Source organism: Oryzihumus leptocrescens (assembly GCF_006716205.1).
GTDB lineage: Bacteria > Actinomycetota > Actinomycetes > Actinomycetales > Dermatophilaceae > Oryzihumus > Oryzihumus leptocrescens.
Window position 1 is genome coordinate 1,413,689 of record NZ_VFOQ01000001.1, and the last position, 21,184, is coordinate 1,434,872.

Annotated in this window: 15 protein-coding genes; 6 read left to right on the forward strand and 9 right to left on the reverse strand. The window is 75.3% G+C overall.

The genetic code is table 11. The features are described 5' to 3' along the window. Positions 1 to 54: 54 nt before the first annotated feature. The 4 genes from FB474_RS06765 to FB474_RS06780 form a co-directional block, all read right to left on the reverse strand. Positions 55 to 927 carry an ABC transporter permease gene (locus FB474_RS06765; protein ID WP_141787945.1) on the reverse strand — a complete coding sequence of 291 codons (873 nt, stop codon included), beginning with the start codon at positions 925 to 927 and terminating at the stop codon, positions 55 to 57. Next, positions 924 to 1,907 (reverse strand): ABC transporter ATP-binding protein, encoded by a 984-nt coding sequence (locus tag FB474_RS06770; protein WP_221632460.1) that lies wholly within the window; start codon positions 1,905 to 1,907, stop codon positions 924 to 926. The genes FB474_RS06765 and FB474_RS06770 overlap by 4 nt, the downstream gene beginning before the upstream one ends. 25 nt (positions 1,908 to 1,932) lie before the next feature. Beyond that, complete coding sequence (locus tag FB474_RS20945) at positions 1,933 to 2,811, reverse strand: universal stress protein (RefSeq protein ID WP_141787947.1); 879 nt, start codon at positions 2,809 to 2,811, stop codon at positions 1,933 to 1,935. Positions 2,812 to 2,918: 107 nt separating this feature from the next. After that, on the reverse strand, positions 2,919 to 4,301 hold the full coding sequence (locus tag FB474_RS06780) for an MBL fold metallo-hydrolase RNA specificity domain-containing protein (RefSeq protein WP_141787948.1): 1,383 nt from the start codon (positions 4,299 to 4,301) through the stop codon (positions 2,919 to 2,921). 126 nt (positions 4,302 to 4,427) lie between these two features. Here FB474_RS06780 and FB474_RS06785 point away from each other — a divergent pair, with 126 nt between their 5' ends. Beyond that, positions 4,428 to 4,856 (forward strand): universal stress protein, encoded by a 429-nt coding sequence (locus FB474_RS06785; RefSeq protein WP_141787949.1) that lies wholly within the window; start codon positions 4,428 to 4,430, stop codon positions 4,854 to 4,856. Positions 4,857 to 4,950: 94 nt separating this feature from the next. Here FB474_RS06785 and FB474_RS06790 read toward each other — a convergent pair whose 3' ends face one another. Together FB474_RS06790 and FB474_RS06795 are read right to left on the reverse strand one after the other, a co-directional pair. After that, positions 4,951 to 5,832, reverse strand: coding sequence for a universal stress protein (locus tag FB474_RS06790; RefSeq protein WP_141787950.1), 882 nt, complete (start codon positions 5,830 to 5,832; stop codon positions 4,951 to 4,953). Between the two features lie 26 nt (positions 5,833 to 5,858). Beyond that, complete coding sequence (locus FB474_RS06795; RefSeq protein ID WP_141787951.1) at positions 5,859 to 6,854, reverse strand: NAD(P)-dependent alcohol dehydrogenase; 996 nt, start codon at positions 6,852 to 6,854, stop codon at positions 5,859 to 5,861. Between the two features lie 193 nt (positions 6,855 to 7,047). Here FB474_RS06795 and FB474_RS06800 point away from each other — a divergent pair, with 193 nt between their 5' ends. Together FB474_RS06800 and FB474_RS06805 are read left to right on the forward strand one after the other, a co-directional pair. Next, on the forward strand, positions 7,048 to 9,840 hold the full coding sequence (locus FB474_RS06800; RefSeq protein WP_141787952.1) for a bifunctional acetate--CoA ligase family protein/GNAT family N-acetyltransferase: 2,793 nt from the start codon (positions 7,048 to 7,050) through the stop codon (positions 9,838 to 9,840). A gap of 107 nt (positions 9,841 to 9,947) precedes the next feature. Then, positions 9,948 to 11,663 (forward strand): GAF domain-containing sensor histidine kinase, encoded by a 1,716-nt coding sequence (locus FB474_RS06805; RefSeq protein ID WP_141787953.1) that lies wholly within the window; start codon positions 9,948 to 9,950, stop codon positions 11,661 to 11,663. 24 nt (positions 11,664 to 11,687) lie between these two features. Here FB474_RS06805 and FB474_RS06810 read toward each other — a convergent pair whose 3' ends face one another. The 3 genes from FB474_RS06810 to ppdK form a co-directional block, all read right to left on the reverse strand. Next, positions 11,688 to 12,269, reverse strand: coding sequence for a hypothetical protein (locus FB474_RS06810; protein WP_141787954.1), 582 nt, complete (start codon positions 12,267 to 12,269; stop codon positions 11,688 to 11,690). A gap of 90 nt (positions 12,270 to 12,359) precedes the next feature. After that, complete coding sequence (locus tag FB474_RS06815) at positions 12,360 to 14,819, reverse strand: cation-translocating P-type ATPase (protein ID WP_221632461.1); 2,460 nt, start codon at positions 14,817 to 14,819, stop codon at positions 12,360 to 12,362. A 2-nt stretch (positions 14,820 to 14,821) separates the two neighbouring features. Continuing rightward, a complete protein-coding gene (ppdK, locus tag FB474_RS06820; RefSeq protein WP_281286304.1) occupies positions 14,822 to 17,542 on the reverse strand; it encodes a pyruvate, phosphate dikinase in 2,721 nt (906 codons plus the stop codon). A gap of 289 nt (positions 17,543 to 17,831) precedes the next feature. Here ppdK and FB474_RS06825 point away from each other — a divergent pair, with 289 nt between their 5' ends. Genes FB474_RS06825 through FB474_RS06835 form a run of 3 tightly spaced genes read left to right on the forward strand, consistent with a single transcriptional unit; the run spans position 17,832 to position 21,172 of the window. Beyond that, entirely contained in the window at positions 17,832 to 18,011 is a 180-nt protein-coding gene (locus FB474_RS06825) for a hypothetical protein (RefSeq protein WP_141787957.1), read from the forward strand. A gap of 4 nt (positions 18,012 to 18,015) precedes the next feature. After that, entirely contained in the window at positions 18,016 to 20,694 is a 2,679-nt protein-coding gene (gene mgtA, locus FB474_RS06830) for a magnesium-translocating P-type ATPase (RefSeq protein ID WP_141787958.1), read from the forward strand. Between the two features lie 4 nt (positions 20,695 to 20,698). Further along, complete coding sequence (locus FB474_RS06835; protein ID WP_141787959.1) at positions 20,699 to 21,172, forward strand: pyridoxamine 5'-phosphate oxidase family protein; 474 nt, start codon at positions 20,699 to 20,701, stop codon at positions 21,170 to 21,172. The last annotated feature ends 12 nt before the right edge of the window (positions 21,173 to 21,184 follow it).

The following is a 21,184-nucleotide window of genomic DNA, read 5'->3' on the forward strand; positions in this document are numbered from 1 at the left end:
AGCGACCTCGGGCCGCGACGAAAAGGGTACAAAGGTCCCTGTTCTGGACGATTTTCAGGTCGTCCGCAGGTCCCGGCGGTGCAGCAGCAGCGTCGCGGCGGCCAGCAGCACGAGCGTGAGTGCTGCCAGGGCCAGCACCCCGCCGGTGTCGAAGCCGTGGCCGAGGGGGCGGTTGCTCAGCGCCCAGTGGAACGGGGACCACCGCTGCCAGGGCTGCAGCCAGTCGGCGAGGGGGCCCAGCGTCTCGACCAGGAACGCCAGCAGGGCCAGGCCGATCGCCGCCCCCGTGGCGGCCCCGCGCCGGCCCGTGAGTGCCCCGACGGCCAGGGCGAGGGCGCCGAACATCACCCCGAGCAGGCTCACCTGCACCGTGGCGGCGAGCAGGTGCCCGGTGTCGAGGTGCAGGTCCACCGGAGGGGAGCCGAGGACCAACGAGAGGAGCAGGACGACGTCGACGGCCAGGACGCCCAGCACCATCGCCGCCGCCTTGCCGGCCAGCACGGCCCCCCGGGCCACCGGCAGGGAGAAGAGCAGGTCCGCCGTGCCGTGCTCCTCCTCGCCGGCGGTGGCCGCCGCGCCGGCGCCGACCGCGACCGAGATGAGCACGATCGGCACCATGAGCGAGTACAGCTCGGCGTGGACGTAGCCGGCCGCGGTGGCGTAGTCCTCGAGACCGAACGCCTGGCGCAGGCCCTCGGGGTACTGCGCCAGGAAGTCCTGCATCGACTTCTGGGAGCGGGCCACCGAGGGGTAGACCGACAGCTGCAGGACGCTGAGCAGCGCGATCGCGGCGCCCCACCCCAGCAGCGAGTGCCACCGCTCGGCCAGGGCGCGCCCGCAGACCACGAGCACCTGGCGGCCGGCCCGCGGGGTGACCAGCTCGTGCTCGGTGGTGGCCGGCATCACCGGCTGGACGGCGGCACTCACGGCGCGCTCGCAGCCGGTGGCGGGGCCGGGGACCCGGCTGCCGGGGCCGCCGAGACGTAGCCGACGAACGCGTCCTCCAGGTCGGGCTCGTGCGTGTGCACGTCGACCACCCCGTGGGCCGTGGCCAGGCGCAGCAGCTCGGTGAGTGAGCCGGTGACGCTGCACGACGCCCGCCCGCCGACGACGCGCAGGTCGGCGACCCCCGGGACGTCCGCCAGGCCCGGCGGCACGTCCCGGGGGAAGTCCAGCTCGATCCGGCGCCGGGCCTGCCCCCGCAGCGCCTCGATGTCGTCGACGACCAGGAGGTGGCCGCGGGCCACGATCGCGGCCCGGTCGGCGACCTGCTCGACCTCGGCGAGCACGTGCGAGGAGAGGAACACGGTGGCACCCCGCGCCACGAGCTCGCGCAGGACGGCGTGGAACTCCACCTGGACCAGCGGGTCCAGCCCGCTAGTGGGCTCGTCGAGCACCAGCAGGTCGGGCTCGTGCATCAGGGCCTGGATCAGCCCCAGCTTCTGCCGGTTGCCCTTGGACAGCTCCCGCACCCGGGGCTGCAGGTCGAGGTCGAAGCGCTCGGCGAGCGTGCGCCAGGCCCGCTCGGGCACGCCCCCGCGCAGCAGCGCGAGGTGACCGAGCACGTCATGGCCGTGCATCCGCTCCCACAGCGACAGGTCGCCGGGGACGTAGCCCAGGTGCGCCCGGATGCGGGGGCCGGTCGTGGCCAGGTCCATCCCGAACAGGCTGGCGCGCCCGGCGGTGGGGTGGATCAGGCCGAGCAGGAGCCGGATCGTCGTCGTCTTGCCGGCGCCGTTGGGGCCGAGGAAGCCGAACACCTCCCCGACCCGGACCTGCAGGTCGAGGTCCTCGATGCCGACGGCACGGCCGTAGCGCTTGGTCAGGCCGACGGTCTCCACGGCGAGCCCCTCGGCCCGGGGCGGGCCGGCAGGTATGCCGGTCGCCCGGGTCGCGGTGGAGCTCACGGCGCTGCCTCGACCTCGTTGCCGCTCAGACCAGCGGCACGACGCTGGAGGCGGGCTCGGTGACCGTCGCCGGCCCGACCGGCGCGGTGGCCGGGACCTCCGGCGGGAGGACGACGACCGGGCATCGACCGTGCACGAACGAGATGTGGTGCAGCGCGGCATACGGCAGGACCAGCAGGTCCCGGGACCGGGTCCTGGCCTGGAGCACGTCCCGCGCGTGACCCGAGGCCAGGGACTCGGTGACCCGGACGGTGCCCGCGGAGATCTGCTCGAGGCGCTGGCGCATCTTCGCGTGCCGCTCGCGGGCCTCCTCGCGGACCCGCACGTCGAGCTCGGGGTAGGAGGGGACGATCGGCTCGAGGTACCAGGAGTCGATGAGGTGGACGTCGGCGCGGTCGCGCTGGGCCTGGCGGACCGCCCAGCGGAAGGTGGAGCCCTCGGGGTCGAGGGTGCCGCTGACGAGGACGCGCTCGACCGGGCCGGGGGCGGCGGACGGGCCGACCACGGCCACCGGGCAGGGCGCGTGGCGCACGCAGTAGCGGCTCACGCTGCCGGACATGGCCCCCAGCGCCCCCACATGGCCGGCGGAACCGACCACCAGCAGGGAGGACCCGCGGGCGGCTTCGACCAGCGTCGGCCCGGCGCGGCCCTCGAGCATCACCACCGAGGCCTGGTCCTGCTCGAGCCCGGCGTCGGCCAGGGCGTCGGCCATCATCGCGGCGCGCTCGGCCGCCGGGGGCATCACCTCGTGGGAGGCGACCCCCGCGTGCCACACCGTGACCAGGCGCAGCTGGGCGCCGGAGCGTCGGGCCTCCTCGGCCGCCCACCGCAGCGCCGCCGTGGCGCGGGAGGTGAGGTCGCTGCCGACCGTGATCACGGGGTGGGGGACATCGAGCGCGTCCATCAGGGGGCCTCCTGGCTGCGGCGTGGGGGAGTGTGCTCACGGTCGCCCGGACCGGGCGAGGGGAGGCAGGGCCCAAGGTCCCCCGGACGCCGCGGTGGCCGCCGGGCTCAGGCCGGGTCGATGCGGACCTTCTCGCCGTGCCGGGGCACGACGGCGGTCCAGTCGAGCTCGTCGCGGATCCGCCCGGCCAGCTCGGCCGCGGCCGGTGGCTCGCCGTGCACGACGTAGACCGTCTCCGGGGGCTCGGGCAGCCGGCGCAGCCAGGCGAGCACCTCCCCGGAGTCGGCGTGGACGGAGAACTCCTCGTCCACGAGCACCTCGGCGCGCACCGGGACGTAGCGGCCGAACATCTTCAGCTGTCGCGCCCCCTCGGCCAGGTCCCGCCCGCGGGTGCCGACGGCCTGGTAGCCGGTGAGGACCACGGTGTTGCGGCGCTCGGGCAGCAGGTGGCGCAGGTGGTGCACGACCCGCCCGCCCGTGGCCATGCCCGAGGCCGAGACGATGACGCAGGGCTCCTCGGGGAAGTTCAGCGCGACCGACTCCTGCACGCTGCGGACCGCGTGGACCCGGGGCAGCTCGAACAGGCGGGGCCCGACGTCGGGACGCAGCTCGGCGCGCAGGCCGGGGCGGGCGTAGACCTCCAGGGCGGCCAGCGCCATCGGGCTGTCGACGTAGACCGGCAGGTCGGGGGCCTCGCCGCGGGCGAGGAGGTCGCTGATGGCGCGCAGGACCAGCTCGGTGCGGTCGACCGCGAACGCCGGGACCACCACGGCGCCGCGCAACCGCTCCGCACGCCGCATCGCCTCGGCGAGCACGGCGTGCGGGTGCCGCCCCGGCGCGGGGTGGGTGCGGTCGCCGTAGGTGGACTCCACCACCACCGTGCGGGCCGCCGGCGGGTCCTCCCGGGGGAGCAGCAGCGGGTGGGTGGGCCGGCCCAGGTCCCCGGAGAACAGGACCGAGGATCCGAAGACGTCGACCCGGGAGGAGGCCGACCCCAGGATGTGCCCGGCCCGGGTCAGGTTGAGCGTGATCCCGTCGGCCAGCGGCACCGGGAGGGTGTAGTCGCACGGGCACAGGGCCTCGATGGCGCGCTCGGCGTCGGCGGCGTCGTACAGCGGCATCGGCTTGTCGTGCCGGGAGTAGCCGGCCTCGCGCGCGTGCTCGGCGTCCTCCTCCTGCAGGTGGGCGCTGTCGCGCAGCACGATCGCCGCCAGGGCCGCGGTGCCCTCGGTGCACCACGCCGGCCCGGTGAAGCCCTGGCGGACCAGCGCCGGCAGGTAGCCGCAGTGGTCCAGGTGCGCGTGGCTGAGCACGACGTTGCCGATGGTGGCCGGGTCGACGGCGAAGGGCTCCCAGTTGCGCCGGCGCCACTCGCGCTCGCCCTGGTAGAGCCCGCAGTCCACCAGCACCCGCTGCGTGCCGCGCTCGAGGAGGAACGCGCTGCCGGTGACCGTGCCGGCCGCCCCCAGGAAGGTCAAGGTGGTCCCCATGGTCGCCATGGTGCGGGGGCCGTGCTGGCGGGCAGCCGGGCCCAAGGTCCCCTCCCTGCCTGCACCGGGCCCCCGGGGGACGTTCGGCCCTGATCGCCCGACCGCCCCCCTGTTCACAGTGGGCTCATGACTCTGTACGAGGCAGCCGCCGGTCCGGCGCAGGCCAGGAGCCCGCTCGCGGGCGACGTGGTCGCCGGGCTGGTGCACAACGGCTCCGCCGAGGCGGTGGCCCGTGCTGCCGTCCGCGAAGCGGTGCGCCGCGGCTGCCGTGTGCGCTTCATCCAGGTCCTCCCGCCGGGACTGAGCGAGGAGGACCGCGCCGACGCCGACCGTGGCACGTTCCGGGCGGCGCTGCGCGCCCTGCGCGGCCAGTCACGGGTGCCCTGCTCGTTCGAGGTGCTCGAGGGTGAGGCCGGACGGATCCTGTGCGAGCGCAGCCGGCAGGCCGGCATCCTGGTCATCGGGCGCGACCTGCCCGACGCGGTCGACCACGTCGCCGGCTACTGCCAGGTGCATGCCGACTGCGACGTCCTGACCGTCGCCCACCTCGAGTAGCCCGCTTCCTCGCCCCACACGGCCCACCGGCCGGCCTCCCCTGCGGGAGCCGGCCGGTGGTCAGTGGTGCACCCCCGGGTATGCCGGGTGGGGGCTACGCGGTCGGGCGCACCACGGCAACGGGGCAGTGCGCACCGCGCAGCACGCCCTGGCTGACGGAGCCGAGCAGCAGCCCGGTGAAGCCGCCCTTGCCCCGGGTGCCGACCACCATCAGGGCGGCGCCGGCGGACTGGGCGATGAGCGACTCGACCGGGAACTCCTGCAGGACCAGCTCGCGCACGTCGACGTCGGGGTACTTCTCGCGCCAGCCGGCGAGGGCCTCGGCCAGGAGCAGGCGGCCGGACTCGGCCACGTCCGCCGGGCCCTGGGCCTCGGCGGTCCCGGCGATCTCGCCCTCGGAGATCTGCAGCCACCAGCAGTGCACCGCGGTCAGGCCGGCGCCCCGGGAGGACGCCTGGGCGAAGGCGTGGCCGATGGCCGCGGCGGAGGACTCCGAGCCGTCGACACCGACGACCACGCGTCCGGCCTGCGGGCCGTCCTCGGTCGCGCCGCCGTGGACGACGACCACCGGGCAGTGCGCGTGCATGGCGACCGTCAGGGACACGGTGCCCAGCAGGACGCCGGCGACGGCGCCGCGCCCGCGGGCGCCGAGCACGACGGTGTCGGCGTGCTCGGAGGCGGCGACCAGCTCACCGGCGGCCGAGCCGAGCGGGACGTCCCACGTCAGCCGCAGGTCGCCGTCCAGGGAGCGCACCCGGGCCACCGCGGCCTCGACCACCTCGTCCGTGCGGGCCAGGGCCTCGGGCCGTTCCGGCGGCGCGGCCAGCCACAGCTCGTGGAAGTAGGCGTGCAGCAGGTGCAGCGGCAGGTTGCGGCGGGAGGCCTCCTGGACGGCCCACTCCAGCGCGGCGACGCCGGTGGGGGAGCTGTCCAGGCCGACGACGATGGCGCCGTGGGGGACCGGGGTGCGGGGCATGTGACTCTCCTCGGGGTGCTGGGAGCTCAGGGGACGAGGACGATGCGTCCGTCGACGTCCCCGCGGGCCAGGTCGTGCATGGCCGTGTTGACGGCGGCCAGGTCGCGTTCGTGCACGCGGGTGGTGAGCCGTCCCGCGCGGGCCAGCTCGATGACCTCGGCCAGCTCGGTGCGGGTGCCCCACATCGAGCCGGAGACCCGCACCTCGGCGGGAAGGGTGAGCGGGCTGACCGGCAGGGTGCCGCCGGCGAGGCCGACGATGACGACCTCCGCGCGGCGGGAGGCGAGGTGGCCGGCCAGCGCCAGCGTCTGCTCCGAGCCGACGAGGTCGATGACCGCGGCCGCGGACACGCCCGCGAGGTCCTCGTCCGCGGGGTCGAGCGCGAGGTGGGCGCCCAGCTCCAGCGCGGTCGCGCGTCGCACGGCGGAGGGCTCCACGGCCACCACGCGGGCGGCGCTGAGCTCGCGCAGCAGCTGCACGGCATACTGCCCGAGCCCGCCGGCACCGATGACGACGGCCGTGGTGCCCGGGACCAGTCGGGGCAGGCAGCGGCGCACCGCGCGGTAGGGGGTCAGCGCCGCGTCGGTCAGCGGGGCGCTGCTGACCGGGTCGAGGTCGCCGAGGGGGACCAGGTGCCGCGGGCTGGGCACCACCAGGAACTCGGCGAAGCCGCCGGGCTGGCCGATGCCGACCCAGGAGGTGGTGGCGCACAGCTGCTCCTCGCCGCCCAGGCACAGCCGGCACATGCCGCAGCCCCAGCCGCCGTAGACCGCGACGGGCTCGCCGTGCTCGAAGCCGTGGGCGCCCGGGCCGAGGGCCTCGACGTAGCCGCTGACCTCGTGCCCCAGGATCCACGGGAAGGTGGGCAGCACCGGGACCTCGCCGGCGACCAGGTGCAGGTCGGAGTGGCACAGGCCGGCGCCGGCCACGCGGACCAGCACCTCGCCGGGCCCCGGGTCGGAGACGGGCACGTCGTCGACGACCAGGTCGGCCTTGTAGTCGGGAAGCAGTGCGGCGCGCATCGGGTCTCCCGGGTCGGGTCCAGTGCCTCGTGGGGGCACCTTCACCGTCCCGTCCGGCGATGAGCACCCGGAAGGGCACTAGGTCCCCGCGGCCGACGGCGTGCCGCCCCTTCCGCGTGGGACCTAGTGCCTGACCGCTTCGTCCCGGTCCACGAAACGGTGGAGGCAGCGCACCCCGACTGGAGGACCGGACATGCCCACCGCCACGCCCGCGCCCGTCGGCCCCCGCGGCTCCGTCCCCGCCCTGCCCGACCAGGCGGCGTACGACGCCCTCTCGCGTGACGGGGTCACGCTCCACCTGCGCCCGGTGGCGGCGGCGGACCGGGCGGCCCTGGGGCGCCTCGTGCAGGCGCTGTCGCCGCGCTCGGCCTACCAGCGGTTCCTCACCGCGGCCCGGCCGGCCGCGGTCGACTACGTCGAGGAGCTGTTCGACCCTGCCCGCACCACCGACACCGTGCTGGCGACCTGGCGCGGGGAGGTCGTCGGGGTGGGCTCGACGCACCGGCTCACGCCGACCTCGGTGGAGGTGGCGCTGCTGGTCGACGACGCCCACCAGGGGCGCGGTCTGGGCACGCTCATGCTGGAGGACCTCGTGGCGCGCTCGCGCGGCCGCGGGGTGCGGAGCATGGCCGCGTGGCTGCTGCGCACGAACACCCAGATGCTGGAGGTCTTCGCCCACCTGGGGCTGCCGCTGCACACCGAGGTCGAGGGCGGCGACACGCTCGCCGTGACCCTGTCGCTGCGCGGGTCGGCCGAGCTCGAACGGGCCGTGGCCGAGCGGCAGCGCGCGGCGGTGGTGCGCTCGCTGACCCCGCTGCTGCGGCCGCAGTCCGTCGTCGTGGTCGGGGCCGGCGCCCGTCGCGACGGGGTCGGCCACCAGGTGCTCACGCACCTGCGCCGCGGCGAGTTCCGCGGCCACCTGTATGCCGTGAACCGTCGCGGGCACCCGGTCGCCGGCGTGGTGGCCCAGCGCCGGGTGACCGACCTGCCGGGGCCGGTGGACCTCGCGGTGGTGGCGGTCCCCGCCGAGTCGGTGCTGCAGGTCGCCCGCGACTGCGTCGCCCGGGGGGTCGGCGCGATGGCGGTGCTCAGCGCGGGGTTCGGGGAGAGCAACGGGGGTGCGGCCGCCGAGGCCGAGCTGCGCCAGATCTGCCGCGACGGTGGCGTGCGCCTGCTGGGCCCCAACTGCATGGGGCTGGTGAACACCGAGCGCGCGCTGCGGCTGGACGCCAGCTTCCTGCCCAGCGCCCCCGCCCGGGGCCCGGTGGCGGTGATCGCCCAGTCCGGGGCCGTGGCGGCCTCGATCGTGGCCATGCTGGCCGCCCGCGGCCTGGGCGTCTCCACCCTGGTGACCATCGGCAACTCCCCGGACGTCGGCCCCGCCGACCTGCTCGCCTGGGCCGCGGAGGACCGGCGCACCAAGGTCGCCGTGGTGCACGTCGAGAGCCTGGAGGACCCCGAGCAGGTGGTTCGCAGCACCGCGGCCATGGTCGGCTCGATGCCGGTCGTCCTGCTCAAGAGCGGCCGGACGCCCGTCGCAGCCAGTGCGGCGCACAGCCACACCGGGGCCGCCGCGGCCGACGACGCCGCCGTCGACGCCCTGTGCCGCCGCGCCGGGCTGCTGCGCGTCGACTCCCTCACCGAGCTCGTCGACACCGCCGCGGTGCTCGCGCTGCAGCGGCCGCCGCGGGGAGCCCGGACCGTCGTCGTCGGCAACTCCGGCGGGACGGGGGTGCTGGCCCTGGACGCGTGCGCCGAGGCGGGGCTGCTCGGCCCGGAGCTGACCCAGCACACCGTCATGCGCCTGCGCAGCCTGCTGCCCCGCAGCGCGGCGATCGGGCCGCTGGTGGACACCACCGCCGCGGCCAACCTGGCGCAGCTGACCGCCGCTGTCAGCACCCTGGCCGACGACCCCGGGGTGGACGCCGTGGTCGCCGTGGTCATCGCCCTGGAGCAGCTCCCGGCCGCCATCGTGCGGGACATGCTCGACCAGGTGTCCCGGGACCACCCCCGCACCACGTTCGTGGCCAGCGGGGTGGAGCTGGCCGCCGACCCCGGGGCGATGGTGCCGGCCGTCGCCGACCCGCGGCATGCCGTGCGGGCGCTGGCCAACGCGGTGGCGTGGTCGACCAGCACCTCCGAACGCGCTGCGGCCCAGAGCGCCGCGGCGGCCACGACTGCGCCGGCGCCGGGGTCCGAGCCGGCGCCGGCGCCTGCCGGTGCGGCGGGCGTCCCGGTGCCGCACGAGCGGGACGAGGCGGCGCGGTCGGTGGTCCGCGAGGTGCTCAAGGCCAGCCCCACCGGTGCCTGGCTGACCCCCGGACAGGTGCGCACGCTGCTGCGCGACCACGACGTCGAGCTGGTCCCGGTGATCGAGGCAGACGACCCGGGCACCGCGGCAGAGGCGGCGGCGATGCTGCCGTTCCCGGTGGTGCTCAAGGGTCTGGGCCCCACCCTGCTGCACAAGAGCGTCCACGGCGCGGTGGTGCTCGGCCTGCGCTCGGCCGACGAGGTGCGTGCCGCGGCCCGGGAGATGCTCACCCACCTCGACGACGCCGTCACCGACTTCGTGGTGCAGCCCCAGGTGCACGGCCGTCCCGAGCTGATCGTGGGCGGGGTGCGGCTGCCGCACTGGGGCGCGCTGGTCATGGTCGGCCGCGGTGGCGTCGACACCGAGGTCGACCCCGACCGGGCGTGGGGCCTGGCCCCGGTGCCCGAGCCGGAGGCCGCGGTGATGATCCGCTCGCTGCGCTGCGCCGGTGCCGTGCGCGGCCCGCACGGGCAGTCGGCGGCCGACCCGCATGCCCTGACCCGGCTGGTGCACCAGGTCTCCGAGCTCATGGACCAGGTGCCCGAGGTGGTCGAGCTCGACCTCAACCCCGTCATCGTCGGGGACCAGCACCCCCTCGTCGTCGACGCGCGGGTGCGCGTGGCCCCCGCACCGGACCTGCCCTGGCGGGCCGGGCTGAGGAGGCTGCGGGAGTAGCCGGCCACCCGCGATACCGATCCCGGGGCGGCCGCGTCCGGCGCGGGAAGGTATTGCTACGTCAAAGGCACGGTCGCGAGCAGCCCTGCGCTGCCTAAGATCTTGGTGTGGGTGAGGAGAGGATCGACCTCGGCGAAGGCTCTCCCTGGCCGGCCGCCCTCGAGCTGGAGGACCTGCTCGAGCAGCTGCGCGGGCGGGCACGCACCGCCCAGCGCTCGCAGGAGCGTCTGGGGGCGCTGCTCGACGCCGTCGTGGCCGTCAGCGCCGACCTCGACCTGTCCGTGGTGCTGGCCCGCATCGTCCGCTCGGCCTGCCAGCTCGTCGACGCCCGCTACGGGGCCCTCGGCGTGCTCGGGCCGGACGGTGAGCACCTGAGCGAGTTCATCACCTACGGCCTCACCGAGAAGGAGCGCGCAACGATCGGCGACCCGCCCCGCGGCCGCGGTGTGCTCGGCCTGCTCATCCGCGACCCACGGGCCCGTCGCGTGCGGGACATCTCGGCGCACCCCGAGTCCAGCGGGTTCCCGCCGGGGCATCCCCCGATGCACAGCTTCCTCGGCACCCCGATCCGGATCCGCGACCGGCTCTACGGCAACCTCTACCTCTCCGAGAAGCAGGGGGCACCCGAGTTCACCGCCGACGACGAGTCGATGCTCATCGCCCTCGCCGCCAACGCGGGTGTCGCGATCGACAACGCCCAGCTCTACGAGCGTGCCCGCCGCCAGCGCCGCTGGTCCGACGCCAGCGGGGAGATCACCCGCATGCTGCTCGAGGGGCGCGGTGAGAGCTCCGCGCTGGCCCTGATGGTGCGGCGGGTGCGCGAGCTGACGGGAGCCGAGCTGGCCGCCGTCGGCATCCACGACGACGAGGGCCTGGTCGTCCGGGCGATCGACGCCGTCGACGGCGCGGCCGAGGTCGGCACCCTGCTGCGCGGCGACCAGTGGGGCGAGCTGATGTCCGGGCGGGAGCCGCTGCTGCTCGTCCCCGGCTCGGGCGAGGACCTGCCGCAGCCGGCGATGGTCGCCTCGGCCCGGGCGCTGGCCACCATCGCGACCGCCGGGCCGACCGCGCTGGTGCCGATCGCGGTGGGTGAGGCCGAGCTCGGCGTCCTGGTGGTGGCGTGGGACCCCAGCGCCGAGTCCGCCGCGACCGCGAGCCTGGCCGACCTGGCCGACTTCGCTGCCCTCGCCGGCCTGGGCCTGGAGGCGGCCGGGGCGCAGCGCGAGCGGGCCCGCACCGTGCTGCTGGAGGATCGCGACCGGATCGCCCGCGACATGCACGACCACGTCATCCAGCGGCTCTTCGCCACCGGCCTGTCCCTGCAGTCGGCCGCGCGGCTGGCCACGAACCAGGTCGTGCAGGACCGCATCGACGTCGCGGTCGACGAGCTCGACGCCGCGATCAAGGACATCCGCAACTCGATCTTCGCGCTGCACCGGCCCGACTTCGGCGCCGGGGTGCGCGGTGAGCTCGACGAGATCGTGGCCGCCGCGGCCGAGAGCCTGGGCTTCGTGCCCGACTTCGTGGTTGAGGGCCTGCTGGTCGCACTGCCCGACTACGCCGAGGTCGACCTCGTCGCGGTGGTGCGCGAGGGGCTGTCCAACATCGTCCGGCACGCCAACGCGACCTCCGCCGGGGTGCACGTCACCGTCGGCCGCGACCTCGTGGTCGAGGTCACCGACGACGGCGTGGGTGCCGAGCCGGAGGCGATCCGCAGCGGACTGGCCAACCTGGAACGCCGGGCGCTGGCCAGCGGGGGAACCTTCGAGGTCCGCCGTCGCGAGCCCTCGGGCACGCTGCTGCGCTGGTCCGTGCCCCTCTGAGCCCCGGTGTCGGACGCGTCGTGGCTACCCCGCGGCCGTGCCGTGCGCGGTCCCGCCTGACACCACGCGGCGCCCCATGACCCTCGACGCGACGGCCGCCATGACCATGACGACGAGCGGCAGCCAGATGCTCACCGCGCCGCGCAGGGCCACGGACAGGACGTCGCAGGCGACGAACGCCGCGGCCCACACGGCGGTGGCCCGCACGTTCATGGCCCGGAACCGCGGGTCGGTGACGAACTCCGGCGTGACCACGCGCCGGGTGAACTGGGCGGTCCACGGGTCGCCCCGGACGAGGCTGACCAGGCACTGCGCGGCCAGCAGCGTGTAGAAGACCACCGCGACGTGTTCGATGAGCCAGGTGCTGTGGGCGAAGAAGTACACGCCGAGGTTGACCAGCGCGAACGCCAGGGCGAGCAGGTCGAGGCTCGTGATCCCCTGCCCCCGCGCGAGGTGGTAGCCCACCACGGCGAGGCAGCCTGCTGCGGCGACGACCACGCCGAGCGCGTAGGCGTGCACGAGCAGGATCGGGACCATGATGACCACGGGAAGGAGCCCCGTGAACGCCAGCCACGGCGACGACGCACGAAACTCAGGGACCGACATCCCGGATCTCCTTGGTGAGCTGTGCCGACCTTGCATCCCCGGCGGCCGTCACCGGGGACGCCGGCCCCGGAGGCGAGGGCTGGTGCGCACTCAGCGCGGCTCGCTGCGCAGCCCGCGCACGAGCAGGTATGCCGCGAGCCCGGCCGCCGTTGCGCCGGCCCACCCGGCCGGCGCGACCGTCGTGGTGGACAGCAGGGTCTGCAGGGGCGGCAGCAGCACGGCCGCCGACAGCATGGCGGCGGCTCCGGCCACCGACCACGCCAGGGCCGGGTTGCTGCCCGCGCCGGCCGCTGCTCGGGAGCGCACGGCCCAGGCGACGCCGAGCTGTCCGGCCCCGAGGGTGAGCAGGGTGGCGGACCGCTGCTGGTCCCCGGCGACCACCGCGCCGACCACGAGGGCAGCCGCGGCGAGCAGGGCGCCGACCGCGAGGATGCGCCACCACAGGCCGGACCCCAGGACGCCCTCGTCGGGGCGGCGGGGCGGGCGATGCATCGAGCCCGCCTCCACCGGCTCGGAGCCGAGCGCCGCGCCCACGAAGGAGTGGGTGAGCAGGTTGACCCACAGGATCTGTGCCGGCAGCAGCGGCAGCGGCACCCCGATGGCCGGACCGGCCAGCATGACGGCGACCTCGGAGGCACCTCCGGAGATCCCGTAGAGCAGGAACCGGCGGATGTTGGCGTAGACACGGCGCCCCTCCTCGACGGCCGCGACCACGGTGCCGAGGTCGTCGTCGGCCAGGATGAGGTCGGCGGCCTGCCGGGCGACCTCCGTGCCCCGGCCGCCCATCGCGACCCCGATGTCGGCGCGCCGCAGCGCCGGGCCGTCGTTGACGCCGTCGCCGGTCATCGCCACGACGTGTCCGCGCTGCTGCCAGTCGCGCACCGCGGCCAGCTTGTCGGCCGGGGTGGCCCGGGCCATGACCGAGCCGTCGCCAGAGATGCCGACCTGGCGGGCGACGGCGTCGGCGGTCAGCCGGTGGTCACCGGTGACGAGCACGACCTCGATGCCGGCGTCCTGGCAGGCGCGCACGGTCCCGGCGGCCGCCTCCCGGGTCGGGTCCCGCAGCGCCACCAGGCCGAGCAGGCGCATCCCCGTCTCGGGGTCGGCGCCGGCGCCGGGTGCCACACCGGCGGAGGACGGCGGGCCCTTCTCGCGCTGGGCGAAGGCCAGCACCCGGCATCCTTCTGCGGCGAGCTCGTGGCTGCGCTCGCGGGCGGCGGCGAGGACGTCCCCGGGCTCGTCCAGGACAGCCGGGACCACCACGGTCTCCGGGGCGCCCTTGCACAGGACCAGGTCCGGCCCGCCGGGGGTCAGCGACTCGTGCGTGGTGCTCATCCGCATGCGGAGCCGGTCGAACGCCCGCTCGTCGCGGCGCGGGTAGGCGCGTCGCAGGGTGTCGGGGTCCAGGCCCTCTTCCCGGGCTATCCGGAGGAGCGCCACCTCGGTGGGGTCCCCGACGTCCGGTCCGTCGGCGCCGAGCCGGGCGTCGTTGCACAGGGCGGCCGCGCGCAGCAGGTCGCGGTCCGCGGCGCCCGGGGCCACCCACCGGTCGACCGCCTCCATGCTGGCCCGGGTGAGCGTGCCGGTCTTGTCCGTGGCCAGCAGCGTGACCGAGCCGAGGGTCTCCACAGCGGCGAGGTTGCGCGCGACGGCGTGGCGGGTGGCCATCCGGCGCGCGGCCAGCGCCAGGCTGACCGAGACCACCACGGGCAGCGACTCGGGGACGGCCGCGACGGCGAGGCTGACCGCGGTCAGCAGCATGGTCTCCAGCGGCTCACCGCGCAGCAGCCCCAGGCCCAGGACCACGGCGCACAGGGCGACGGCCGTCGCGGCCAGGATCGCCGACAGCTGGGCCATCCGTCGCTGCAGCGGGGTCGCCACCGGCGGCCCGGTCAGCAGGGCAGCGATGCGACCCAGCGCGCTGGCGGCGCCGGTCGCCGAGACCGTGGCGACCCCCCGGCCGTGGACGACCACGGTGCCCGCGAGCACCGTGTCTGCCGGGGGCTCCCCAGCGGACACGCCCCGGTCGGTCGGCCGTGCACCGGTGGAGGGTGCGCCGGTGCCGGCCACCTTGTCGACGGCCACCGACTCACCGGTGAGCATCGACTCGTCGACCCGCAGGGCCGCGACCTCCACGAGCCGCGCGTCGGCCGCGACCAGGTCGCCCTCGGCCAGGACCACCACGTCCCCGGGCACCACGTCGGCGGAGGGCACGAGGCGTTCCAGCCCGTCGCGGACCACCCGGCAGTGCGGGGCGGCGAGGTCCGACAACGCCCGGACCGCCCGGTCCGCGGTGACCTCCTGGCGCACCGCGAGGACGGTGTTGACGACGACGACCGCGGCGATGACGGCGGTGTCGGCCAGGTCCCCGGTCGCCAGGGTCAGCACGACCGCGGCCAGCAGGACGAGGACCATCGGGTCGCCCACCGCGCGGGCGACCCGTCGCCATACGGGCTGGGGTGGGGGAGGGGGCACGGTGTTGGGGCCGTGCTCCACGAGCCGCGCGGCGGCCTCCTCGCTGGTGAGGCCGGGCAGCCGCTGGCCCGTCACCGTCACCGGGTGTCGGCCCACGCCCCGCCGGCGGCGGGCTCGAGCACCTCCGCACGCCCGGCCTCCAGGCGCGCCACCGGCACGCGGGGCGGCGAGCACGACACGTAGTCCAGCCCGGCGGCCACGAAGAAGCGCACCGAGTCCGGGTCGCCGCCGTGCTCACCGCAGGCGCCGAGGCCGAGGTCGGGGCGGGTCCGGCGCCCCTCGCGCACCGCCAGGGACACCAGCCGCCCCACCCCGTCGACGTCGAGGGTGGAGAACGGGTCGCTGGCGAGCAGGCCCTGCTCCCGGTAGGTGCGCAGGAACCCCGTCTCGGCGTCGTCGCGGGACATGCCCCACGTGGTCTGGGTCAGGTCGTTGGTGCCGAAGGAGAAGAAGTCGGCCACGGCGGCCAGCCGCCCGGAGGTGAGGGCGGCGCGCGGCAGCTCGACCATCACGCCGACCGGGACCCGCAGCGTGGTGCGGCGCTCGGCGGCCACGGCGGCGAGGACCGCCTCGACCCGGGCCCGCACGAGGACCAGCTCGGCCGACTCGGCCACCAGCGGCACCATCACCTCGGGCCGCGGGTCCAGCCCGCGGGCGCGCAGGTCGAGGGCCGCCTCGGCGACCGCGCGGGCCTGCACGTCGACCAGCTCCGGGAGCACCGCCAGCAGGCGGACGCCGCGCAGCCCCAGCATCGGGTTCGACTCGTGCCAGCGCCGGACCGCGGCCAGCCGCGCCTGCGCCTCGTCGTCCTCGACCCCCGTGGCGTCGTTGACCGCGACCTCGACGGCCAGGGCGGTCAGGTCGGGCAGGAACTCGTGCAGCGGCGGGTCGAGCAGGCGCACCACGACCGGCAGGCCGTCCATCACCTCGAGGACCTGCACGAGGTCGGCACGGGCCAGCTCGCCGATCTGCCGCAGGGCATCGTCGCGCTCGCGGTCGAGCACGAGGCGCTCGACGAGCTCCCGCCTCTCGCCGAGCAGCGTGTGCTCGGTGCGGAACAGGCCGATCCCCTCGGCGCCGTACTGCCGGGCTGCCAGGGCGTCGGGCAGGGTCTCGGCGTTCGCCCGGACCCCGACGCGGCGCCGCGCGTCGGCGTGGGCCAGCAGGCGCAGCACGCCGTCCGACACCGGGTCGGTCCCATTGTCGGTGGCGCCCCCGGCGAGCCGGGTCGCGACGGCGCTGGGCTGCACCGGCACACGGCCGAGGTGGACCCGTCCGGAGGTGCCGTCGACGGAGACCGTGTCACCCTCGGCGAGGGTGGTCCCGGCGAGCGTGGTGACGGTGCGGGTCTCCAGGTCGATCGTCAGGTCGGCCGCACCGACCACGCACGGCCGGCCCATCCCGCGGGCCACGACCGCGGCGTGGGAGGTCAGGCCGCCACGGGCGGTGACGACCGCGCGGGCGGCGACGATGCCGGGCAGGTCGTCGGGGCTGGTCTCCTGGCGCACGAGCACGACGTCGCGGCCCTCCCGCGCCCACCGGGCAGCCGTCTCGTGGTCGAGGGCGACCTCGCCGACCCCGGCGCCCGGGCTGGCGGGCAGGCCTGTGGCCAGCAGGTCGTGGCCGGAGGTGTCGCCGAGCTGGGGGTGCAGGAGCCGGGAGAGCTGGTGGCCGTCGACCCGACGCAGCGCCTCGTCGAGGTCGATCAGGCCCTCGTCGACCAGCGCGCAGGCGATCCGGAACGCCGCCGCGGCGGTTCGCTTGCCGACCCGGGTCTGCAGCACCCACAAGGTGCCGTCCTCGATGGTGAACTCGACGTCGCACAGGTCGCGGTAGTGCTCCTCGAGGGTGCGCAGGTGGCCGGTCAGGGCGGTGTATGCCGCGGGGTCGAGCTGCGCGAGCTGGGCCAGGGGGATCGTGGCCCGGCTGCCGTTGACCACGTCCTCGCCCTGGGCGTTGGGCAGGTAGTCGCCGTAGGCCCCGAGCTCCCCGGAGGCCGGGTCGCGGGTGAAGCAGACCCCGCTGCCGGAGCGTGGACCGGTGTTGCCGTAGACCATCTCCACGACGTTGACCGCCGTGCCCAGGTCGTCCGGGATCCCTTCCTGGCGCCGGTAGAACCGGGCGCGCGGCACGTTCCACGAGGAGAAGACCGCCAGCACCGCGCGGCGCAGCTGCTCGCGGGGGTCCTGGGGCAGGTCCTCGCCCACCTCGCGCTGGAGGATCCGGCGGAACGAGGCCACCAGGGCGCGCAGGGTCAGCGCGTCGAGCTCGCCGTCGTGCGAGACCTGCAGCGTCGCGCGGGCGGCGGCCAGCTCGTGCTCGAACAGGGCGCCGTCGACCCCGAGGACGGTGCGGCCGTACATCTGCACCAGCCGGCGGTAGCAGTCCCACGCGAAACGGTCCCCGCCCCGGCGGGCCAGGCCGGGGACGGTGTCGTCGGTGACGCCGACGTCGAGCACCGTCTCCATCATCCCGGGCATGGAGAACCGTCCGCCGGAGCGCACCGACACCAGCAGGGGGTCGGCCGGGTCGCCGAGGCGACGGCCACTGTCCCGCTCCAGCCGGGCCAGGTGGGCGTCGACCAGGGCCGTCAGCCCCGGCGGCTCGGACCCGTGGCGCAGGTACTCCCGGCACGCCGCGGTCGTGACGATGAACCCGTGGGGCACCGGCAGCCCCAGGCGGGTCATCTCGGCGAGGTTGGCCCCCTTGCCCCCGAGCAGGTCGGCCATGGACCGGTCCCCGTCGGCGAAGTCCAGCACCCACGGGGGCGAGCTCTCAGGCGTGGCGTTCACTGCCACGGCGGCCTCCGGGCGGAGGACATCACAGGTCGTCGGGCGTCCGGGTCCATGCCCTGATGCTGGGCGGGCCGATGGTGCGCGGGTAGTGACCATGGTCCCTGCGGGCAGGGGTCACATCCGTGGTGACCATGGTGCGGCGCCGTGCCTACGACGAACGGCCGATGACCCGGACTAGTCCCGTGGGCTATTCGTGAGTCATCTGGGACCGTCAGCCCTTCCGTCGCAGATGCGTTGCCCTAGAAAGGAATCAGCCGACATGGCTGTTCCCCGACGACCAGGGTGGTGTGCGATGAAGACCAAGTCCGAGCAGTCGGTGTCCCTGGTCGACCTCGATCGGGTCCTTGCTGCCGTCGGCCGGCACTGGCAGGACGCCTGCGAGCACGGCGACCTCGACGCGGCCCGGCGCGACATGCAGCGACTGGACGCCTACCTCGAGCAACGCCTGCGCCTGACCGGCCACGACGCCTGAGCCGGTGCCGCCCACCGGGCTGCCGGTGGAGGAGGCGGCGCGACTCGAGGCCGACGCCGTCCTGACCCGGCTGGCCAGCAGCGCCGCCGGCCTGAGCACCGAGCAGGCGGCGAGGCGGTTGCGCGAGTGCGGCCCCAATGCGGTCCGCTCGCACCACGCGCGGGCGCTGGGCGTCCTGGGCCGCCAGCTGCGCAGCCCGGTCCTGCTGCTGCTCGCGGTGACGGCGGCCATCTCGGCCACCATCGGCAACACCTCCGACGCCATCATCATCGGCGTCATCCTGCTCGCCAGCGTGGCGCTGGGCTTCGTCAACGAGTACCGCGCGGAGCGCGCCGCAGCCAGCCTGCACGACCTCATGCGCCACACCGTGGCCGTCCTGCGCGACGGCCACCCGGCGCGGGTGGACGTCAAGGACGTCGTCCCCGGCGACGTGGTCCGCCTCGCCGCCGGCGTGGTCGTGCCGGCGGACATCCGCCTGCTGGAGGTGGCGAGCCTGGACTGCGACGAGTCGGTGCTGACCGGCGAGTCCTCCACGGTGGACAAGGGCCTCGCCCCGGTCGGGCCCGGCGCGGGCGTCGCCGACCTGAGCTGCTGTGCGCTGATGGGCACGGTGGTCAGTGGCGGGACCGCCACGGGGGTCGTCGTGGCCACCGGGGCCCGGGCGGAGTTCGGCCGGATCGCCCTGGCCCTCGGCGAGCGCCAGCCGGAGACCGACTTCCAGGTGGGCCTGCGCCAGTTCTCCACATTGCTGCTCCAGGTCGCCGCCGCGCTGACCGCGCTCATCCTGCTCACCAACCTGCTGCTGCACCGGTCGCTGCTGGAGTCCCTGCTGTTCTCCCTGGCCATCGCCATCGGGATCACCCCGCAGCTGCTCCCGGCCGTGGTCAGCACCAGCCTGGCGGTGGGGTCGCGCCAGCTCGCCCGCAGCAAGGTGCTGGTCAAGCGGCTCGTGTGCATCGAGGACCTCGGCGACATGGACCTGCTGGTCACCGACAAGACCGGCACCCTCACCGACGGGCGGGTCAGCCTGGTCGAGGCGGTCGACCCGGGCGGGGTGACCTCACCCGAGGTGCTGGCGCTGGGGCTGCTCGCGACGGACGTCGAGGGGGACACCTGGACCGACACCGCCTCGCTGGCCGCCTCTGCCGGCAACCCCCTGGACACGGCTCTGTGGGAGGCGGCCGTGGAGGGGCCGACGGGCTACACCCGGCTGGAGATGTTGCCCTTCGACCACGAGCGTCGGCTCACCTCGGCCCTGGTCCGGGCGCCGGACGGCTCCCGGCTGCTGGTCACCAAGGGGGCCCCCGAGTCCGTGCTGGCCCGGTGCGTCGCGGTGCCGGCCGCGGCTGAGGTGACGCTGCAGGCCCGGTTCGCCGCGGCATACCGGGTGATCGCGGTGGCGACCCGTGCGGCGGGTGAGGGAGTCGCGCTGACGGCGGCGGACGAGGCGGGGCTGGAGCTGCGCGGCTTCCTCGTCCTGCTGGACCAGCCCAAGGCCAGTGCGCACGAGACGCTGGAGCGCCTCGCCGACCTCGGCGTCAGGGTCAAGGTCGCCACCGGTGACAACGCGGTCGTCGCCGCGACCGTGTGCTCCCAGGTGGGGGTGGACGCCAGCGGCACGCTCACCGGGGCGCAGATGGCGGTGATGGACGACGCGACCCTCATCGAGCGGGTGCGCGCGGTGGACGTGTATGCGCGGGTCTCCCCGGAGGACAAGGCGCGGCTGATCCGGTTGCTGCGGCAGGACGGCCGCGTCGTGGGGTTCCTCGGCGACGGGGTCAACGACGCGCTCGCCCTGCACAGCGCCGACGTGGGGCTGTCCGTGGACGGGGCGACCGACGTGGCCCGTGAGGCGGCCGACATCATCCTGCTGGAGAAGGACCTCGGGGTCATCGCCGACGGTGTCGTCGGCGGGCGCCGGATCTTCGCCAACACCATCAAGTACGTCCTGATGGGCACCTCGAGCAACTTCGGCAACATGTTCAGCGCCGCGGCCGCCTCGGCGGTGCTGCCGTTCCTGCCGATGCTGCCCTCGCAGATCCTGCTCAACAACCTGCTCTACGACTCCAGCCAGCTGGCCATCCCCACCGACCGGGTCGACCCCGAGCGGGTGCTCGCGCCGTCGCACTGGGACGTGGCGTTCATCCGGCGGTTCATGGTGTTCTTCGGGCCGCTCAGCTCGCTGTTCGACTTCATGACCTTCGCGGTGCTGCTCGGGGCCTTCCACGCCGGGCCCGCGCTGTTCCGGACCGGCTGGTTCATCGAGTCGCTGGCCACGCAGACGCTGGTCATCTTCGCCATCCGCACCCGGCGGATCCCGTTCTGGCGCAGCCGTCCCAGCTGGCCGCTCATGGTGGCCGCCCTCAGCGTGGTCGTGGTCGGGGTGCTCATCACGGTGAGCCCGGTGTCGCACCTGCTGGGGTTCACGGTGCCGCCGCCCGACTTCCTGGCGGTCGTGGCCGTCATGGTCCTCGCCTACCTGGCGCTCATCGAGGGCGGCAAGCGGGTGTTCTACGCCGACCACCGGCCCCCGCCGGTCGTGCCGCGCGCCCGCGACGTCAGCCACCAGGTGCACCGGCGGGCGGCGAGGTTCAGCCACCGCGGGGCGATCAACCGCCCCGGAGGTCCCGGGGCGCGAGGACCTTCGGCACTGAGCGAGCCGGCCACGTCGAGCCGACGATGAGGACATGGGAACAGGTGACGCCGTGCCCGCCGTGGAGCTGAGCTCCTCGGAGTGTTGGGGCCTGTTGCGCGAGGCGGTCGTGGGCCGGATGGCCGTCATCGTCGACGACCACCCCGAGATCTTCCCGGTGAACCACATCGTCGACCGCGGCAGCCTGGTCTTCCGCACGGCGGCGGGGACCAAGCTGGCGGCCGCGGTCGGTCGCGTCGTGGCCTTCGAGGTCGACGGCTACGACCCGGTGACCGGCAACGCCTGGAGCGTGGTGGTCAAGGGCCGTGCGATCGAGGTGACCAGGCTCTACGAGGTGCTCGAGGCGGTGGAGCTGCCGCTGTTCCCGTGGCACAGCCTGCCCAAGCCGCGGTTCGTGCGGATCGACGCGGACAGCGTCACCGGACGGCGGTTCCGGGTCCAGGAGCTGGCGCGCACCCCGGGCAAGGCCGAGCCGACCGACGCCGAGCTGCACGGCGAGCCGGAGTAGCTGCCCGCGCGG